This is a genomic window from Pauljensenia sp. C0170B5 (assembly GCF_056590195.1).
This window is the reverse complement of record NZ_JBWPVR010000003.1, coordinates 160018-175583: the sequence shown is the minus strand read 5'-3', so window position 1 is coordinate 175583 and position 15566 is coordinate 160018. Positions and strand designations below refer to the sequence as shown.

Genomic DNA, 15566 nt, shown 5'->3' with positions numbered 1-15566 from the left:
TAATGGTATTAGCTCTATACTGATTGATGTCATCACACAAGTGAGGGAGAGCATAGTGGCTCGAGCAGATTCGACGTGGATGGAACACATCATTGCCACCGTGAAGGAGCGCGTTGATGCGCGCGTTGGCGAGGTTTTTGAGGACTGTTTCGTCAACACCATCAGTTCGACAATTGAGCGTTACGACGACGGCAGCGCATTCGTTCTGACCGGTGACATTCCGGCGATGTGGTTGCGCGATTCCACATGGCAGATGATTCCGTACGTGCATTTCTCCGGTGATTACCCCGAGATTGCCGAGCTGATCGGTGGGGTGCTTCAACGTCAGTTGATGTATATCGATATGGATCCGTACGCAAACGCCTTCAATGCCGAGCCCAACGGCGCCGGCCACCATGACGATCTCACCGAGATGAGCCCGTGGATCTGGGAACGCAAGTACGAGGTTGACTCTTTGAGCGCTCCCTTGTTCCTGGCTGGTCATCTGTGGGACCGAACCCATGAGGACGCGCATCTGGGTGGCCTGGAGAAGGCTCTGGAAACAGTCGTCGATGTCTTTGCACGCGAACAACGTCACGAAACATCTGACTACCGTTTTGAACGCCCCGGCGCTCAGGTAGCGACCGAAACTCTGTCTCACGGTGGAAAAGGCGCTCCGGTGGGATACACCGGAATGACGTGGAGCGGATTCCGTCCCAGTGACGATGCGAACAGCTACGGATATAACGTTCCGGGCAATGCATTTGCTGTGGTTGTTCTGCGAACGGCGGCCAGGGTTCTTGAACAGATGAATGCTGCAACTGGCGCCACTTCAAGCCCGGTTATTTCTCGGGCTCGTGACCTTGCAGACCAGATCAGCGCCGGTATCTACGAGCACGGCGTCATTGATCATCCGCAGTGGGGGAAGGTATTTGCCTATGAAGTAGATGGTCTGGGACAGACTTTGATCATGGATGACGCCAACATGCCCAGCTTGTTGTCGCTTCCGTATATTGGCTTCCTCGAAGCGGATGATCCAATTTACCTCAACACTCGAGCCATGGTGCTCTCCGATACCAACCCGTTCTACTTCAACGGGTCGCGTGCGCAGGGAATTGGCAGCCCTCACACGCCGCACGAGTACATCTGGCCAATCGCATTGGCGGTGCAGGCACTGACAAGTACGTCAGCTCACGAAGTTGACCAGATAATCGACACTCTGATTCACACGACGGGCGGAACTGGCCTGATGCATGAATCTTTCCATAAGGATGACGATGCCCTGTTTACCCGTGAGTGGTTCTCGTGGGCAAACGCCATGTTCTGCGAGTTGGTTCTGGCCTACTGCTCGCTTACCCAGTCGAACGATATTTCGAGAAAGGAGGCAAGCAATGGATGAGGCTCAGACAACGCAGGCAACCGTTTCTGCCAAAGAAGACGCGCCGACGCGCAAGAAGAAGGACAGAGGAGCCAATCGCGATCTCAAAGCTGCTTTGGCGTTCATGGCTCCCGCAATCTGCGGTTTCAGCATTTTTGTTGTCTACCCGCTCATCAGCGCAGCCTATTTATCACTGACACGGTACAACGGAATCACCCCGCCGAAATTTGTGGGTCTGAAGAACTTTATCCGAATGTTCACCGCTGATCCGTCGTTCCTGAAGACGCTGTCGGCAACTGGATATCTGGTTCTTCTCTACGTACCCGCATCGATGGCACTCGGACTTGCGCTGGCTGTCTTTGTCAACGTCAGGCTCCCAGCCGTATCGGTGATCCGAACCATCTTGTACTTGCCGGCAGTTCTTCCCATCGTCGCCACGGTCACGCTGTGGAAATTCATCTTTGACCCGCAGGTCGGTCTGGCTAACCAGGTGCTGGGATTCTTTGGAATTCCACCAATTGCATGGCTGAGTAATGAGCACACAGCGATGCCGTCGATTGTGATCGTCATGCTGTGGGGCGTAGGGTCAACAATGATCATCCTGCTCGCAGCATTGCAGGCAGTGCCCAACGAAATCTACGAGGCAGCCAAAGTTGATGGTGCGGGACCATTCCGCATCTTCTTTTCGATCACTCTGCCGTCGATTGTCCCGATCCTGATTCTCCAGTTCGTCATGCAGATGAACGGTGCTATGCAGACCTTTGTTCAGCCGCAGATCCTCACTGGCGGTGGCCCCAGCTGGGCGACAAATACGCTCATGCTGTCGATCTACAACCATGGTTTCCCGCCGCTGGGACGAGTTCCGGAACTGGGATACGCGACCGCTCAGGTGTGGATTCTGTTCTTCCTGATCATTATCTGCCTGGCTTTCGCAGCTCGATTCACCAAAGCCTGGAGGTACGACGATGTCCAAGTCTGAGCTGGTTGAAGCACCTGAACTCGTGACAAGTGCGGCGAAGAAGCCTCGGCGCACACATTTGAAGAAGCGTCCTGGGCGTGCGGTGATGTGGTACGCATGCGCAATTGTCGCATGCTCCACGATGCTGCTTCCGCTGTTGTGGATGATCACGATCTCGCTGAAGTCGAATTCCACTGTTTTCGAAGTTCCACCTTCATTCCTCCCGGATGAATGGGTCTGGTCCAACTTCATCGAAGGCCCACGAATCATCAAGTTCCCACGCCTGTTCGTCAATACGCTGATCATTTCCCTGCTCAGCACCTTCGGCGGCGTTCTGACCTCGATGATGGCTGGCTACGCGCTGGCACGCCTGCGCTTCAAGGGCCGCAGAGTGTTCTTCTACATCTTTGTTGGTTCCATGCTGCTGCCCGGAATAGTTGGCATCATCCCCTTGTTCCAGCTGTTCAGGGACATCGGATGGTATGACACGTGGTTCCCGCTGATCGTGCCTGCATTCCTGGGTGGTAACCCACTCTTCATCTTCCTGGCTCGCCAGTACTTCCTGGCGATTCCCATGCAGATTGATGAATCTGCAAAGGTCGATGGAGCAGGACACATTCGAATCTTCTTCTCGATCATGTTGCCCATGACGAAGCCGGCGTGGATCGCAATGGTCATCATGGCCTTCCAGGGAGCATGGAACGATTACCTCAATCCACTCATCTACCTGAACTCCACTGACAAGTGGACACTGGCGCTGGGCATGTCATCATTTGTGTCCGGTTTCGCCAGTGAAGCTCCGGACTGGTCGAAGTACATGGCAACCAACCTGTTGTACATGCTTCCACCTCTTCTGATCTTCCTCTTCGCTCAGCGTTACTTCATTGAAGGCTTGAGCGCCCTCGGAAACACATCTCAAAAGTAGAAGTCCAATCACAGGAAATATGAAAGGAGTCGACGATGACAATCCGACGCACAGGACGGAGGATGGCCGCTGTCGGCACAGCCATCGCTCTTCCACTCACCATGGTTGCCTGCAGCTCAGGAGGCAGTGAATCCGGCGAAAGCGGTGAACCGCCTGCATCAGCTGAAGGCATCGTCAACTACATGACGTGGGAATCCATCGAAACCAACAACTTGTTCGACAAGATTGTGGCAGAAAAGTGGGACAACCCGGACATCACTATCAACCGTGTTGACGCGCCTTCCGGCGACTACTCGCAGAAACTCGGTTCACTGGCTCAGGCCCAGAAACTGCCCGATATCTTCTGGTGCGGTAACGATACTGAGCAGCAGTACACTCAGATGGGAATTCTGACGGACTGGACCGACAAGATTGCGTCCGACTTCAAGGAAGGCGAGCTGGGCTTCCTCGATACGTGGAAGACTCCCGAGAACGGTATTGGCGGCCTGCCCTCACTGATTAACGTCACAGGTATCTGGTACAACCAGACGCTGTTTGAAGAAAACAACGTTCCTCTGCCCACGCAGGACTGGACGTGGGATGACCTCTACTCAGCTGCGGCCACTTTGAAGGGTGCCGGCGGGTCAACCTACCCACTGCTCCTTGATGGCCTGACCAGCACGAGTGGCCCGGTCGCAATGGGACAGTATGCGATGTCAGCAGGTGGTCAACCGTTTGTTGACGATGTCAACAATCCGACGAAAGCTGTGGCCGATGACAAATTCATGGAGGGCCTCGACAAGCTGGTGAAGGCCATTGGAGACGGTCTGGTGAATCCTCCGGACTTCAACCTGGACAACTCCACCTCACTGTTTGCTGCAGGCTCGCAGCCGATGATGTCGAGCGGCCAGTGGTTGGCTCAGTCATTCGGTAACGATGCGAAGGGCTTTGAGTGGGGATGGGCGCCGCTACCCAGCCAGTCCACTCCTGCCACGTTCTACGATGCAATCGGCATGTGCACACCTCAGAGCACGGCCAACGCTGATGATACCTGGGAAGTTGCCAAGTTCCTCGAAACTGAAGTGATTCCGGAAGTTATGGCACAAACACCCGTTGCACCTCCGGCATACGAGCCCGGACGTCAGGGCTATCTGGATTCGATCAAGGATCTTGCCGGCTCGACGATCTCAGACACCCTGGAATACTCACTGGGCGTTGAGAACACCACAGGCGTTCGCCTGACAACCACGTGGGCATCGCAGGCTGGTGACCTGGCAGTACAGGTGTGGACACCGATCCTCAAGGGTGAAAAGCCAATCGAGGAAGTGTCCGAATACGTTGACGGCGTCAACCAGTTCATCGAAACTGGCGGTCAGTAAACGTCACAAGATAAGAGCCTCCGGAGTTCGCTCCGGAGGCTCTTTCTTTTTCTTTGTTTTGTGCGTGGCGCCGGTTCAATTAGATCGGACGAACAGAGTCACCCGGTACGAGAGTGGTAGGGAGCACAATCTTGTCAGCAGTTGCCCCGCTATCGATTTGCTGCAACGTCACGTCCAGGGCGCGCGCCCCGATCTCTTCTTGCTGCTGAGCAATGTGTGTCAGCTGTAGCGTGGAGCCCAGAGTTTCGAAAGGCTGCTCGTCAAAGCACACGAGCGACAGGTCGCGGGGAATGGACTTGCCGAGGTTGGCTAACGCTTCTTCAAGGAGCACCGCGATAGCGAATTCACATGCAACCGCAGATGTGACTTCAGGGTGGTTGCGAAGGAACGACCCGATACGCTTGATATCGTCCTTCCGTGTTCCTGCGTTGCCTGGCGTCGTGGACGTGATCTGATCGCATGCGAGCGATTCATCCAAAGCGACATCGTTGACGGCATGGGCAGCCACCCACCCGCGGTGACGGTCGGCATTCGAGGTCAGTGACCTGCTGGCACCAAAGAGAGCTATGTGGCGGTGCCCGGCTTCAATCAGACATGTGGTGGCCTGGATGCCGGCATTCATGTGATCCGATGTGACTGCGGCTACAGGGATCGAGTCGTAGCGTCGGTCGATGATGGTCAGCGGATATTCGGCGCTGACAAGTTTGAGTACCGATGAATCAATCATCTGCGAGCTGGATGGCAGCAGGATCAGGCCACGGGCTCCTGCGCCCAGCGCACGTTTAATCGCCTCGCGCTCTTTCTTGGTGTCGCCGCCGGTCCGCATCAACATGATGTGCGCACTGTCCTGAGCGCGGTCGAGGACACCCTCGACAATGCGGGTGCCGAATGCATCGTTGAAGCTGGTCATAATGAGAGCCACGACGGGATCTTTGGAGGCGGGGGAGACCTGCTGAGGTGATTGTGCGATGACCGTCGTGCCGACGCGCGGGCGTCGACGAACAAAGCCATCATCTCGAAGCATGCTGAGAGCGCGCCGAATCGTAATGGAGGAAACTTCGTACTTGTCGCGCAGCGCCGATTCTCGTGGAAGCGTGGAACCTATGGGAATCTCTCCGCTTTCAATTGCGGCCCGTAGATCGTCATAGACGCGTTGATACAGCACTGCTGCGCGCTCCCTTCACGAAAGGTGACAGGCCAGTGACGCGCGAAGAGCGCCGTCACCAGCCTGCCGTAATTTTGCGTTGACTAGCCCTTCTCGATCGTGATCGAGTCGATGTTGGCATAGTTCGTTGCAACGAGCCGATCAAACTTCAGCTCGACAGTATTTGTCCCGGGTACCAGCAGTACGGGGATTGACACGGTCTGCCAGTCCTGCCATCCGTCGGTGGCAGGCATCTGTGCACTGACAGCGGGGAAACCGTTGACCAGAACGGCTCGCGCAGCGTCGCCATTTCCTGCTGCATAGCGAATATTCAGGCGGTGCAGTCCGCCCCACTTCGACTGGAAGGCAACTGTGGCTGATGTGTCGACCGAGTTCCACCCGGCCAGGTAGCCGCGGCCTGTGTATTCACCATTGGCCTCAGTGTCGATGCCATCGTGGGCGCCGTTTTCGATTTCAACTGTGCCGACTTCAGGAAACGGAACGTGAGTGAAACCAGGTTGCGCTTGATGGACGATGGACACTGCAGATGCGGCGCTCACTGACGCGCGTGCTTCCGTGGTGAGCAGGGGAGCCTTGAAGGCCCAGTCTGTCCATCCGATCGAGTTCAGGCCAGTGTTTTGAGCCGCGGCCCTGGCGTTGACACTGAGGAAGTTCTCATAGGAGTCATCGCCGGTGACGTTGATGTAGTCCCGCAGGTGGCGGGTGAAAATCGCCTTGAACGCCTGGCCGTCGCCGCCCCGCTCGCCGGTGAAGATGCCGCCAATGGTCAGATTCTCGATTGCCCAGTCAAATGCTGCGCGAGCCTCGTTGAGGTATTTTTCATCATTGGTGATCTGGTACAGGCGGGTAGCCGCTCCAGCAAAAGCGCCGTTGTTGTAGGTGAAGTCCCAGGAGTTGACGACGCCGTCCTCTTTGATGTTGTCTTTCAGGTGTCCGCCGTTAAAGAAGATTTCTTCAAGGAAAGCGATCAGACGCTGTGCAGTGTCCTTGTACGCGCTGTCACCAGTGGCCATGTACAGTTCAGCTGCAATCCAGGCAGCCGTTCCATTGGTTGCAACGTTCTTCTCATTGCGGTAGGGGTTGCCGACATTGGTGTTCTTCCACCAGATGCCGCCTCCGAAATGGTCATCTTCGAACTGTGAGATGAAGTCGAAGATCGATACGGCTTCTGTCAGATATTTGTCATCACCGGTGAGTTTCCATGCGCGGAGGGCGCCCTGTGCCCACCAGCCCATGTCGTCGTTGAAATCGTTGCGTGAAAAGTCAGGGTAGAAGGCTCGCCAGCCGTCAAAGACCTGATCAATCATCTGTCGCGACTGGTCATCGCCCACCCGCTCGTAACGATCCATCACGGTGTTCCACAGCTGAGCTTCCCACCAGTAATCGGTGTACAGACCGTTCCTGGGGCCGGCATGGTGTCCGGCGTGAACGTGGTGGTCTGAATAGGTATAGAAGTACTGGGCTTCTGGATCCCAGTATTTGTCGACAAAGGCGTTCCACATTTTCGTGGCCTTGTCGGGGATTGACGGCGCAGCCTGCGTAGGCGCACTCACGCAGAAAACGGCGAGAAGCGCTGCGATAATCGGTGCCGTCAGGAAGCGGGCGATCTTGCGTATTCTCATTGTTCATCCTCGAATCAATGCGTATTTGGAGATCATGATGATTGATCGAAATATGTACAATATACAGTGACACTGATCCTGCGGCATGTCAAGGGCGTCGGCAAAATTGCCGCGTTGAGAATTAGTCGTTCAAGTGAGCGACTGTCTCGCCTTCCACCAGCGTCAACGGTAAAGATATCTTCTCTGTGGATGCACCTTCGCGAATCTGCTGGATCGTCGTTTCAACAGCCAGTCGGCCCAGTTCCTCCTGCTCCTGCTTCATATGCGTGAAGTGTGACAGCGTGTGGTCGAAACCCGCTGGACGGTGATCAAAGCAGATAATGGACTTATCCTCGGGAATACGCAGACTCATGTCGTCGAGGGTGTCACGCAGGATAAGCGCAATATTGTATTCGCACGCGACGAACGCAGTGACTTCCGGGTGCTGCTCAATAAAGGCGCGCAGCTGGACCTGATCGTCTTCCACCGACACGTTCGTGCCCGGTGTGGTCGAACGAATCTCGTGATAGGACAGTGACTGATCCAAGCTGATATGGCGCAGTGCGTGTGCCTTAACCCAGCCGGAGTGGCGATCGGCATTGGATGTAACTGTTCGCGGCGCACCGATAATGGCAACATGGCGGTGACCTGCATCAAAGAGATACTCCGTTGCAGTAATAGCGCCTGCCTCGTGGTCCGAACTCACCGCAGCCACCGGAATCGTCTGGTAATGGCGGTCAAGGATCGTTAACGGGAAATGCTCTCCGATAAGCTTGAGGACAACCGGATTGATCATCTCGGAAATGAGCGGCATCAGGATAATGCCCTGCACGCCGGCCCGGATCACTGATTGAATCGCTTCGGTTTCGCGGCCAGCCTCGCCTCGCGTCAATTTGACGATCAGATTCGCGGTCCCAAAAGACGCCTCAAATGCTCCGGTCAGAATATGCGCACCGAACGCTTCGTCGAAATTCGTGACAATCAGGCCGATCAGCGGTTCTTTCTGCCCTTCGCGAGGACGGGTTGGAGTATTCGACACGACCGTGGTCCCGATGCGAGGCTGACGCGTGATGAAGCCGTCCTCGCGCAGCATGTCCAGTGCGCGGCGAATGGTGATGGAACTGACGGAATAGTGTTCGCGCAGCTGAGCCTCGCGGGGAAGGCGTGAGCCGATCTTCAGATCACCACGGACGATGCGGTTCCGAATGTCATCGTAGACCCGTTGATATAAAGCACTCACGGAGCGTCCTATCCCGTTGATTCTAAAAAGTATTCTTATTCAGTATAGCGAGCTACAGGAAGACCCTTTGAAGGTTGGCTCTATTCTAGCTCACTGCCGCTGCGAACAGGCCATTCGCGAGGCGCAACCAACGGGACACATAGAGCGAATACCAGGGGTACGACTGCACTGATCAAAAGGGCAGCACGCAGTCCTGACCCGCCATCGTCAGGTAAAATCCGCGCGACCGGCTCGAAGAAACCGGACGAGGCTAATGTCCCTTTGGGCACACCGACGCCTTGCTCGGCAAAGAAGGAAGACCACTGCACCATCGTCAGTTCAGCAGCTCCGCCGGTCATCATCAACACCAGCGCAATGAGGAAAGCGGGCATCCCGAGTAGTGATTTCACGGGTGTGCGATCCTCATCGGCCACAGTGGGCGGCAAGGGGACACGCAGGAAGAGCAGAAGATTCACGGCAGGAATGACCGCCCACAGCAGTGGCAGCAGTGACTACTACTGCGTGCCGATAAGCGAGATGAGAGCTGTCGTACGGATCGGACGCAACCTGGGGGAGTACCGCCAGTAGCACAAGGCCGACCGTCGCTGCCGTGTGGGCGCATACCATAGGCGGCCTGTAGCCGACCTTGTCCACGATGAACATCGCGATGAAATCAATGAGCAATTGGATGCAGAAGTTAAACGATGACAGGATTCCCAGTTGTGCGACGGAAGTATCGAGCTACTCGTTAAAGATGACAAAGAGCAGGGGAGCCAGGGTGTTGATGACCGCCTAAACAACGTACCCCGTGTAACAGGCACGCACAGTGGCCCGCTCACTGACTTGACGCGATGCCATCGGACCTCGTTTCGCGTCCAGAGAGACCATAATGGAGTTATGACAACTTCACCATCTGCAGGCCGGCCCGCGCGCCGCGCAATCGTGACGGGCGCATCCAGTGGCATCGGACAGGAAACAGTTCGCCAGCTTCGTGACCGTAACTGGGAGATCATTGCTGTTGCCAGACGCGGTGACCGTCTGAAAGATCTTGCACACGAATGCGGATGCATTCCCTTCGCTGCAGACCTGGTGGATGAAGGCCAGGTTGACGCTCTGGCCAGGTTCGCTGACGAGAAAGGTGCGGTGGATGCCCTCGTCAATTGTGCTGGAGGGGCCAGAGGGGTTGAAACGATCGCTGACGCCGTTGTGGACAAGTGGCAGCACATGTTCGACATCAATGTGAAGACCACGCTGCAACTGACCCGGGCACTGCTGCCACAGATGCGTCAGCGCGGCGGCGACATCGTCTTCCTGACATCGACAGCCGCCCATGACACCTATCCCGGCGGGGGAGGATATGTGGCCGCCAAACACGCCGAACGTATCATTGCCAATACTCTGCGCATTGAATTAGTAGGCGAGCCGGTACGGATCATTGAGATCGCACCTGGCATGGTCAAAACGGAGGAATTCTCCCTGCGTCGCCTGGAGTCACAGGAAGCCGCCGATTCGGTGTACGAGGGCGTCGCGGAGCCACTGACAGCTGCTGACATTGCAGATGCGATTGTATGGACCCTGACCAGGCCCTCGCATGTCAACATCGATTCGATGATTATCCGCCCACGCGCCCAAGCCAGCAATACGCTTGTCGCCCGCGAAACAGACGGGTCGAATTAGGGCAAACGCCACATGGACGCGCATGAGCCTTGCGCCTCAAGTCGGCTACTATTGGCAGTGGCGATGATCCGACCCGGAAATTCCGGGATATCAGCGGGGAGTCTTCTGGAAGAACGAGGCTTCGGCCTTCAGTAGAACCGGACGGGTGGGCCCGACACAGCCCCAAACGAGTGGTCGCTCGGGGATCCTGATAACGGAGCGCGAGCGTCAAACGGGGTGGTACCGCGGAAGCTGGCGACGCCAGGATCCGTCCCTGTATTGCTACGCAGGAGACGAAACGAGGACCATCATGGCGCAGGGACATTACCCTCTGAACGGGAACACCCATCCAACCGGTAACCCCTCTTTCCCAGATATGGAAGAGGCGACTCTCAAGTACTGGGATGAGCACGATATTTTCGCCAAGTCCGTCAATGAGCGTGCTGCGGGCAATCGCGGCGACAATGAATTCGTCTTCTATGATGGTCCGCCCTTTGCCAACGGCCTGCCACACTACGGCCACCTGTTGACCGGCTATATCAAGGACATCGTCGGCCGCTACCAGACGATGCTGGGGCATCGCGTGGAGCGACGCTTCGGATGGGATACACACGGCCTGCCCGCCGAACTGGAAGCACAGCGCCTGCTCGGTATCGACGACGTCTCCGAAATCACCAAACCAGGCGGACTGGGCATCGAAAAGTTCAACGCTGAATGCCGATCCTCCGTCCTGCGCTACACGGATGAATGGCAGGACTACGTGACGCGCCAGGCACGCTGGGTCGACTTCGACGACGACTACAAGACTCTTGACATCACCTACATGGAATCGGTGCTGTGGGCGTTCAAGACGCTGTATGACAAGGGTTTGGCATATGAGGGATACCGCGTGCTGCCGTACTGCTGGCACGATCGCACCCCGCTGTCGAACCACGAACTGAAGATGGATGACGACGTCTATCAGGACCGCACCGACCAGTCAGTCACCGTCGGCTTACGCATGGAAAGCGGCGAGCTGGCCCTGATCTGGACAACAACCCCGTGGACACTGCCTTCCAATCTCGCCATCACTGTTGGGCCGGACATCGAATACGTTACGGTTGTTCCTCAGGAAGGCGAACTGGCGGGTGAACGCGTCATCATCGCGCATGACTTGCTGGCGTCCTACAGCAAGGAACTGGGCGAAGGTCCGACGATCGAAGCCACCTATCCTGGCTCTGAGCTGGTCGGACGGCGCTATGCACCGATTTTTGACTACTTCGATACCGATGAACGCCGCGCTGAAGGCCAGACGCCCGGACCGAACGCATGGACCATCATCGCTGGCGACTTCGTCACCACTGAGGACGGCACCGGCCTGGTGCACACAGCACCGGCATTTGGTGAAGACGACATGATCGCCTGTCAGGAAGTCGGCATCAGGCCTGTCGTCCCTGTCGATGAGGCAGGATGCTTCACCTTTGAGGTGCCCGACTACGAAGGCGTGCAGGTGTTCGACGCGAACAAACTCGTGCTGGCTCACCTGCGCGAACAATCAGGGCCCATCGCACGTCGCCCTGAAGAGGTGCGTGCGAAGATGGTGCGTCAATCCTCATTCACCCATTCCTACCCACACTGCTGGCGCTGCCGTAAACCGTTGATCTACAAGGCGGTCAGTTCATGGTTCGTCAAGGTCAGTGCTTTCCGTGACCGAATGGTGGAGCTCAACCAGCAGATCACATGGGTACCTGAGCACACCAAGGACGGGATCTTCGGAAACTGGCTGGCCGGCGCCCGCGACTGGTCCATTTCGCGTAACCGCTTCTGGGGTGCGCCGATCCCCGTGTGGGTCTCAGATAATCCGGAATACCCCCGCGTTGACGTCTACGGCTCGATTGCGGACCTCGAAGCTGATTTTGGGGTCGAGGTCACCGATCTGCACCGCCCATTCATCGACACGCTGACACGACCAAACCCCGACGACCCGACCGGCACATCCACAATGCACCGCATCAGCGATGTGTTCGACTGCTGGTTCGAGTCGGGCTCCATGCCGTACGCCCAGGTGCACTACCCGTTTGAAAACCGCGACTGGTTCGAAAGCCACTACCCGGGCGACTTTATTGTCGAGTACATCGGGCAGACCCGCGGCTGGTTCTACACACTTCATGTTCTGGCCACCGCACTGTTTGACCGGCCCGCATTCACGCACTGCGTCTCCCACGGAATCGTGCTGGGCGACGATGGCCGTAAGATGAGCAAGTCCTTGCGCAACTTCCCGGACGTCAACCGCGTCTTCGATGAGTACGGGTCCGACGCGATGCGGTGGTTCCTCATGAGCTCACCGGTTGTGCGCGGCGGCAACCTCATTGTTCACGAGGGTGGCATCCGCGACACGGTGCGCCAGATCCTGCTTCCCCTGTGGAATGCCTACCACTTCCTCGCCCTGTACGCAGGTGCGTCCGATCATGGCAATGGATATGTGGCTGAGCCGCTGGCCTTGGACGATCCGAAAGTGCTTGACGGCCTCGACGTCATGGATCGCTACCTGCTGGCACGCACCCAGTCACTGGCTGACGCTGTTCACACCGCTTTGGATGCGTACGATATCGGCACGGCGTGTTCACTGGTTCAGGATCATATGGATGTTCTGACGAACTGGTATGTGCGCACTCAGCGTCAGCGCTTCTGGGATGAAGATGCGCGCGCATGTGACACATTGTCATCAGCCCTGGTGACCCTGTGCGAGGTTACCGCCCCGTTGTTGCCCCTGCTGACCGAGGAAATCTGGCGGGCACTCACAGGTGGAGAATCGGTCCACTTGCAGGACTGGCCGACAATGCCCGAGGCAGTGCGCAACGACGAACTGGTCGCCGTGATGGATGCAGTGCGTCAGGCCGTATCAGGTGCTCACGCATTGCGCAAGACGCATAATCTGCGCGTGCGCCAGCCTCTGCGTCAGCTTTCCGTCGTCTCGGAGGCGGCGCCCTCCCTTGAACCCTTCGCTTCTCTCATTGCCAGTGAAGTGAACGTCAAGAACGTCACTTTAGTGGATCCGGATCACTCGGGTCTGAAAGTGACGACGCAACTGGCATTGAATCCTCGCGAATTCGCCCCCGAGGTCCGTAAGGTCACCTCTCAGCTTTTCGCAGCCCACAAGCAGGGGCAGTGGGAGCTGGACGAATCAGGTCAGACTGTGACGTTCCCCAACGTCGAGGTGGGCGGGCAGCCCGTTCAACTGGGCGAGGGACAGTTCTCTGTGTCGACTACCGTCGAAGCATCAGAAGGTGAGGTTGCATCCGTTCTGGCTGACGGCACAGTGGTCGTCCTCGACACGGACATCACCGCCGAACTTGCTGCCGAGGGATACGCGCGCGACGTCATCCGCATCGTACAGGACGAGCGCAAGCGAGAGGATCTGAATATTTCAGACCGCATCGACCTGGAGCTGACCGTGCCAGAGGAACACGTGGCGGATGCGGAAACGCATCGAGACATGATCGCGCACGAAACACTGTCGCTGTCCGTTTCCATCGTTCCAGGCGATACGCTGGCAGCGCACGTCAGCGTGCACGCAGATAACTGAAGGAGAACCCTGTTCCATGAGTGACCATCCCGCCTTCTTTGGCTCCGACGAGGAACCCAGCGGCATTCCTGCGGATTTGCTGCCCTACCTTGAGGCTGCAGATGAGCCATCTGAGGCAGACCGTCAGGCCGAACAGGCTCGTCAGGAAGCCGAAGAAGCGGCGGATCGGGCAGACCGGGAACGAACCGAGGCATTGCGTGCACTGGTAGAGAATTCGCTCCTGCTCGGACCCGATCCGTCGATCCTGGCTGAAATCGAATCAGATGAGGACGAGGACGGGACACCCTCGGACGAAGAAGATCACGAACGCATGCTCGACGACGCGCAGCAGGCTGCCCAGGAACGCGCGGAAGTGGCACGCATCTACGAATCAATTGTGGCGCGCGCCCCGGAACACAAAGTCCAACCCAGCCTGGAGCGCGTGCGGAGCGTGATGGATATTCTGGGCGATCCCCACACGTCTTACCCGAGCGTGCATATCACGGGCACGAACGGCAAAACGACAACTGCACGCATGATGGATGCTCTGCTGGGAGCGCTGGGCCTGCGCACGGGCCGTTTCACGTCGCCGCACCTGCTGGACGTTCGCGAACGCATCTGCCTGGACGGTGAGCCCATCTCGCACCGGGCCTTCATTGATGCCTACCACGATGTGCAGCCCTATATCGACATGGTTGACCACAGCTCGATCGAGCAGGGTGGCCCGACACTGTCGTTCTTCGAAGTTTTCACTGTCATGGCGTTGGCTGCATTCGCAGACTATCCGGTCGACGCGGCTGTGGTGGAAGTCGGTATGGGAGGCACGTGGGATTCCACCAACGTGGTGGACGGTCAGGTCGGTGTCATTATGCCGATCGACGTTGATCACCAAAAGTGGCTGGGCAAGACGGTCACGGACATTGCCCATGAAAAGGCCGGCATCATCAAACCCGGCCAGATCACTGTTGTTGCCCACCAGCGTGACGAGGTGCTCGAGATTCTGCGCGAGCGCGCCGACCAGGTGGGTGCGCGCCTCCTGGTGGAGGGCACAGACTTTGAGGTCGTGACTCGTGAAAGGGCAGTAGGCGGGCAGCTCATGTCACTGCGCACTCCGCATGCGATGTACACCGATATTTTCCTTCCCCTTCATGGCGAGCACCAGGCGCACAATGCCGCGGCCGCTTTGGCAGGTGTGGAAGCGTTCATCGGTGAGCGCGCATTGGACGCGCAGGTGGTCGAGCAGGCATTCGGTGCAGTGACATCACCGGGCAGGCTGCAGGTCGTGCGACGCTCACCCATGATCATCGTGGATGGAGCCCACAACCCGGCAGGTGCGCGTACCGTTCGCGCCGCCATCGACGATCTCGGTCTGGCTCACGTGGTCGGCGTGTTCGCGGCGATGGCGGATAAGGACGTGGACACGATGCTCGGCGAAGTTGAACCCGTGATGGACGAGCTGATCGTCACCCAGATGGATTCTGAGCGGGCGATGGAACTCGACGACGTGCAGGCCATTGCTGAGGATGTCTTCGATGATACGAGGGTGAGTCGGATTCCTGACATCGCCGAAGCAATAGCGGAAGCTGCCACCCGTGTGGAAACACGCGCTGAGCCGGGTGAAAATGTGGCCGTCATCGTGTTCGGCTCGATTGTACTGGCAGGGCAGGCCACGCAGATCGTCTCCCAGGCTAACGGCCGCTGACTTCCACGAGTGTCGCCGTTTCCGTGGTTAAAATCCATGAAGGATGGCACCATGGATGTGAGATTGATTGGTTCAAGGAGG

Annotated in this window: 11 protein-coding genes; 7 read left to right on the top strand and 4 right to left on the bottom strand. The window is 57.3% G+C overall.

The annotated features are described in order from the left end of the window. The first annotated feature begins 55 nt into the window (after positions 1-55). The 4 genes from AC1EJZ_RS05950 to AC1EJZ_RS05935 are packed head-to-tail and all read left to right on the top strand — an operon-like array spanning position 56 to position 4598. Positions 56-1378 (top strand): glycoside hydrolase family 125 protein, encoded by a 1323-nt coding sequence (locus tag AC1EJZ_RS05950; RefSeq protein WP_257525463.1) that lies wholly within the window; start codon positions 56-58, stop codon positions 1376-1378. Further along, complete coding sequence (locus AC1EJZ_RS05945; protein ID WP_082628517.1) at positions 1371-2336, top strand: carbohydrate ABC transporter permease; 966 nt, start codon at positions 1371-1373, stop codon at positions 2334-2336. The genes AC1EJZ_RS05950 and AC1EJZ_RS05945 overlap by 8 nt, the downstream gene beginning before the upstream one ends. Then, a complete protein-coding gene (locus AC1EJZ_RS05940) occupies positions 2323-3240 on the top strand; it encodes a carbohydrate ABC transporter permease (protein ID WP_480294185.1) in 918 nt (305 codons plus the stop codon). Before AC1EJZ_RS05945 ends, AC1EJZ_RS05940 begins: the two co-directional genes overlap by 14 nt. Positions 3241-3275: 35 nt before the next feature. Then, a complete protein-coding gene (locus AC1EJZ_RS05935) occupies positions 3276-4598 on the top strand; it encodes an ABC transporter substrate-binding protein (RefSeq protein WP_480294184.1) in 1323 nt (440 codons plus the stop codon). Between the two features lie 79 nt (positions 4599-4677). Here AC1EJZ_RS05935 and AC1EJZ_RS05930 read toward each other — a convergent pair whose 3' ends face one another. The 4 genes from AC1EJZ_RS05930 to AC1EJZ_RS05915 form a co-directional block, all read right to left on the bottom strand. Continuing rightward, on the bottom strand, positions 4678-5763 hold the full coding sequence (locus AC1EJZ_RS05930) for a LacI family DNA-binding transcriptional regulator (RefSeq protein ID WP_480294183.1): 1086 nt from the start codon (positions 5761-5763) through the stop codon (positions 4678-4680). 83 nt (positions 5764-5846) lie between these two features. Then, positions 5847-7385 (bottom strand): glycoside hydrolase family 76 protein, encoded by a 1539-nt coding sequence (locus tag AC1EJZ_RS05925; protein WP_058236696.1) that lies wholly within the window; start codon positions 7383-7385, stop codon positions 5847-5849. A gap of 121 nt (positions 7386-7506) precedes the next feature. Next, positions 7507-8604 carry a GntR family transcriptional regulator gene (locus tag AC1EJZ_RS05920; RefSeq protein WP_058236697.1) on the bottom strand — a complete coding sequence of 366 codons (1098 nt, stop codon included), beginning with the start codon at positions 8602-8604 and terminating at the stop codon, positions 7507-7509. Between the two features lie 80 nt (positions 8605-8684). Beyond that, positions 8685-8993, bottom strand: coding sequence for a hypothetical protein (locus AC1EJZ_RS05915; protein ID WP_154955698.1), 309 nt, complete (start codon positions 8991-8993; stop codon positions 8685-8687). Positions 8994-9480: 487 nt separating this feature from the next. On the opposite strand from AC1EJZ_RS05915, the gene AC1EJZ_RS05910 reads away from it, so the two are divergent. From AC1EJZ_RS05910 to AC1EJZ_RS05900, 3 genes are all read left to right on the top strand, one after another. After that, complete coding sequence (locus AC1EJZ_RS05910) at positions 9481-10260, top strand: SDR family oxidoreductase (protein WP_058236699.1); 780 nt, start codon at positions 9481-9483, stop codon at positions 10258-10260. 289 nt (positions 10261-10549) lie between these two features. Beyond that, positions 10550-13804 carry an isoleucine--tRNA ligase gene (gene ileS, locus AC1EJZ_RS05905; RefSeq protein ID WP_480294181.1) on the top strand — a complete coding sequence of 1085 codons (3255 nt, stop codon included), beginning with the start codon at positions 10550-10552 and terminating at the stop codon, positions 13802-13804. A 16-nt stretch (positions 13805-13820) separates the two neighbouring features. Continuing rightward, positions 13821-15485, top strand: coding sequence for a glutamate ligase domain-containing protein (locus AC1EJZ_RS05900; protein ID WP_058236701.1), 1665 nt, complete (start codon positions 13821-13823; stop codon positions 15483-15485). The last annotated feature ends 81 nt before the right edge of the window (positions 15486-15566 follow it).

Coding starts and splice junctions, on each gene's coding strand:
- AC1EJZ_RS05900 (WP_058236701.1), top strand. CDS start 13,821: ATGAGTGACCATCCCGCCTTCTTTGGCTCCGACGAGGAACCCAGCGGC.
- AC1EJZ_RS05910 (WP_058236699.1), top strand. CDS start 9,481: ATGACAACTTCACCATCTGCAGGCCGGCCCGCGCGCCGCGCAATCGTG.
- AC1EJZ_RS05935 (WP_480294184.1), top strand. CDS start 3,276: ATGACAATCCGACGCACAGGACGGAGGATGGCCGCTGTCGGCACAGCC.
- AC1EJZ_RS05925 (WP_058236696.1), bottom strand. CDS start 7,385: ATGAGAATACGCAAGATCGCCCGCTTCCTGACGGCACCGATTATCGCA.
- AC1EJZ_RS05945 (WP_082628517.1), top strand. CDS start 1,371: ATGGATGAGGCTCAGACAACGCAGGCAACCGTTTCTGCCAAAGAAGAC.
- AC1EJZ_RS05940 (WP_480294185.1), top strand. CDS start 2,323: ATGTCCAAGTCTGAGCTGGTTGAAGCACCTGAACTCGTGACAAGTGCG.
- ileS (WP_480294181.1), top strand. CDS start 10,550: ATGGCGCAGGGACATTACCCTCTGAACGGGAACACCCATCCAACCGGT.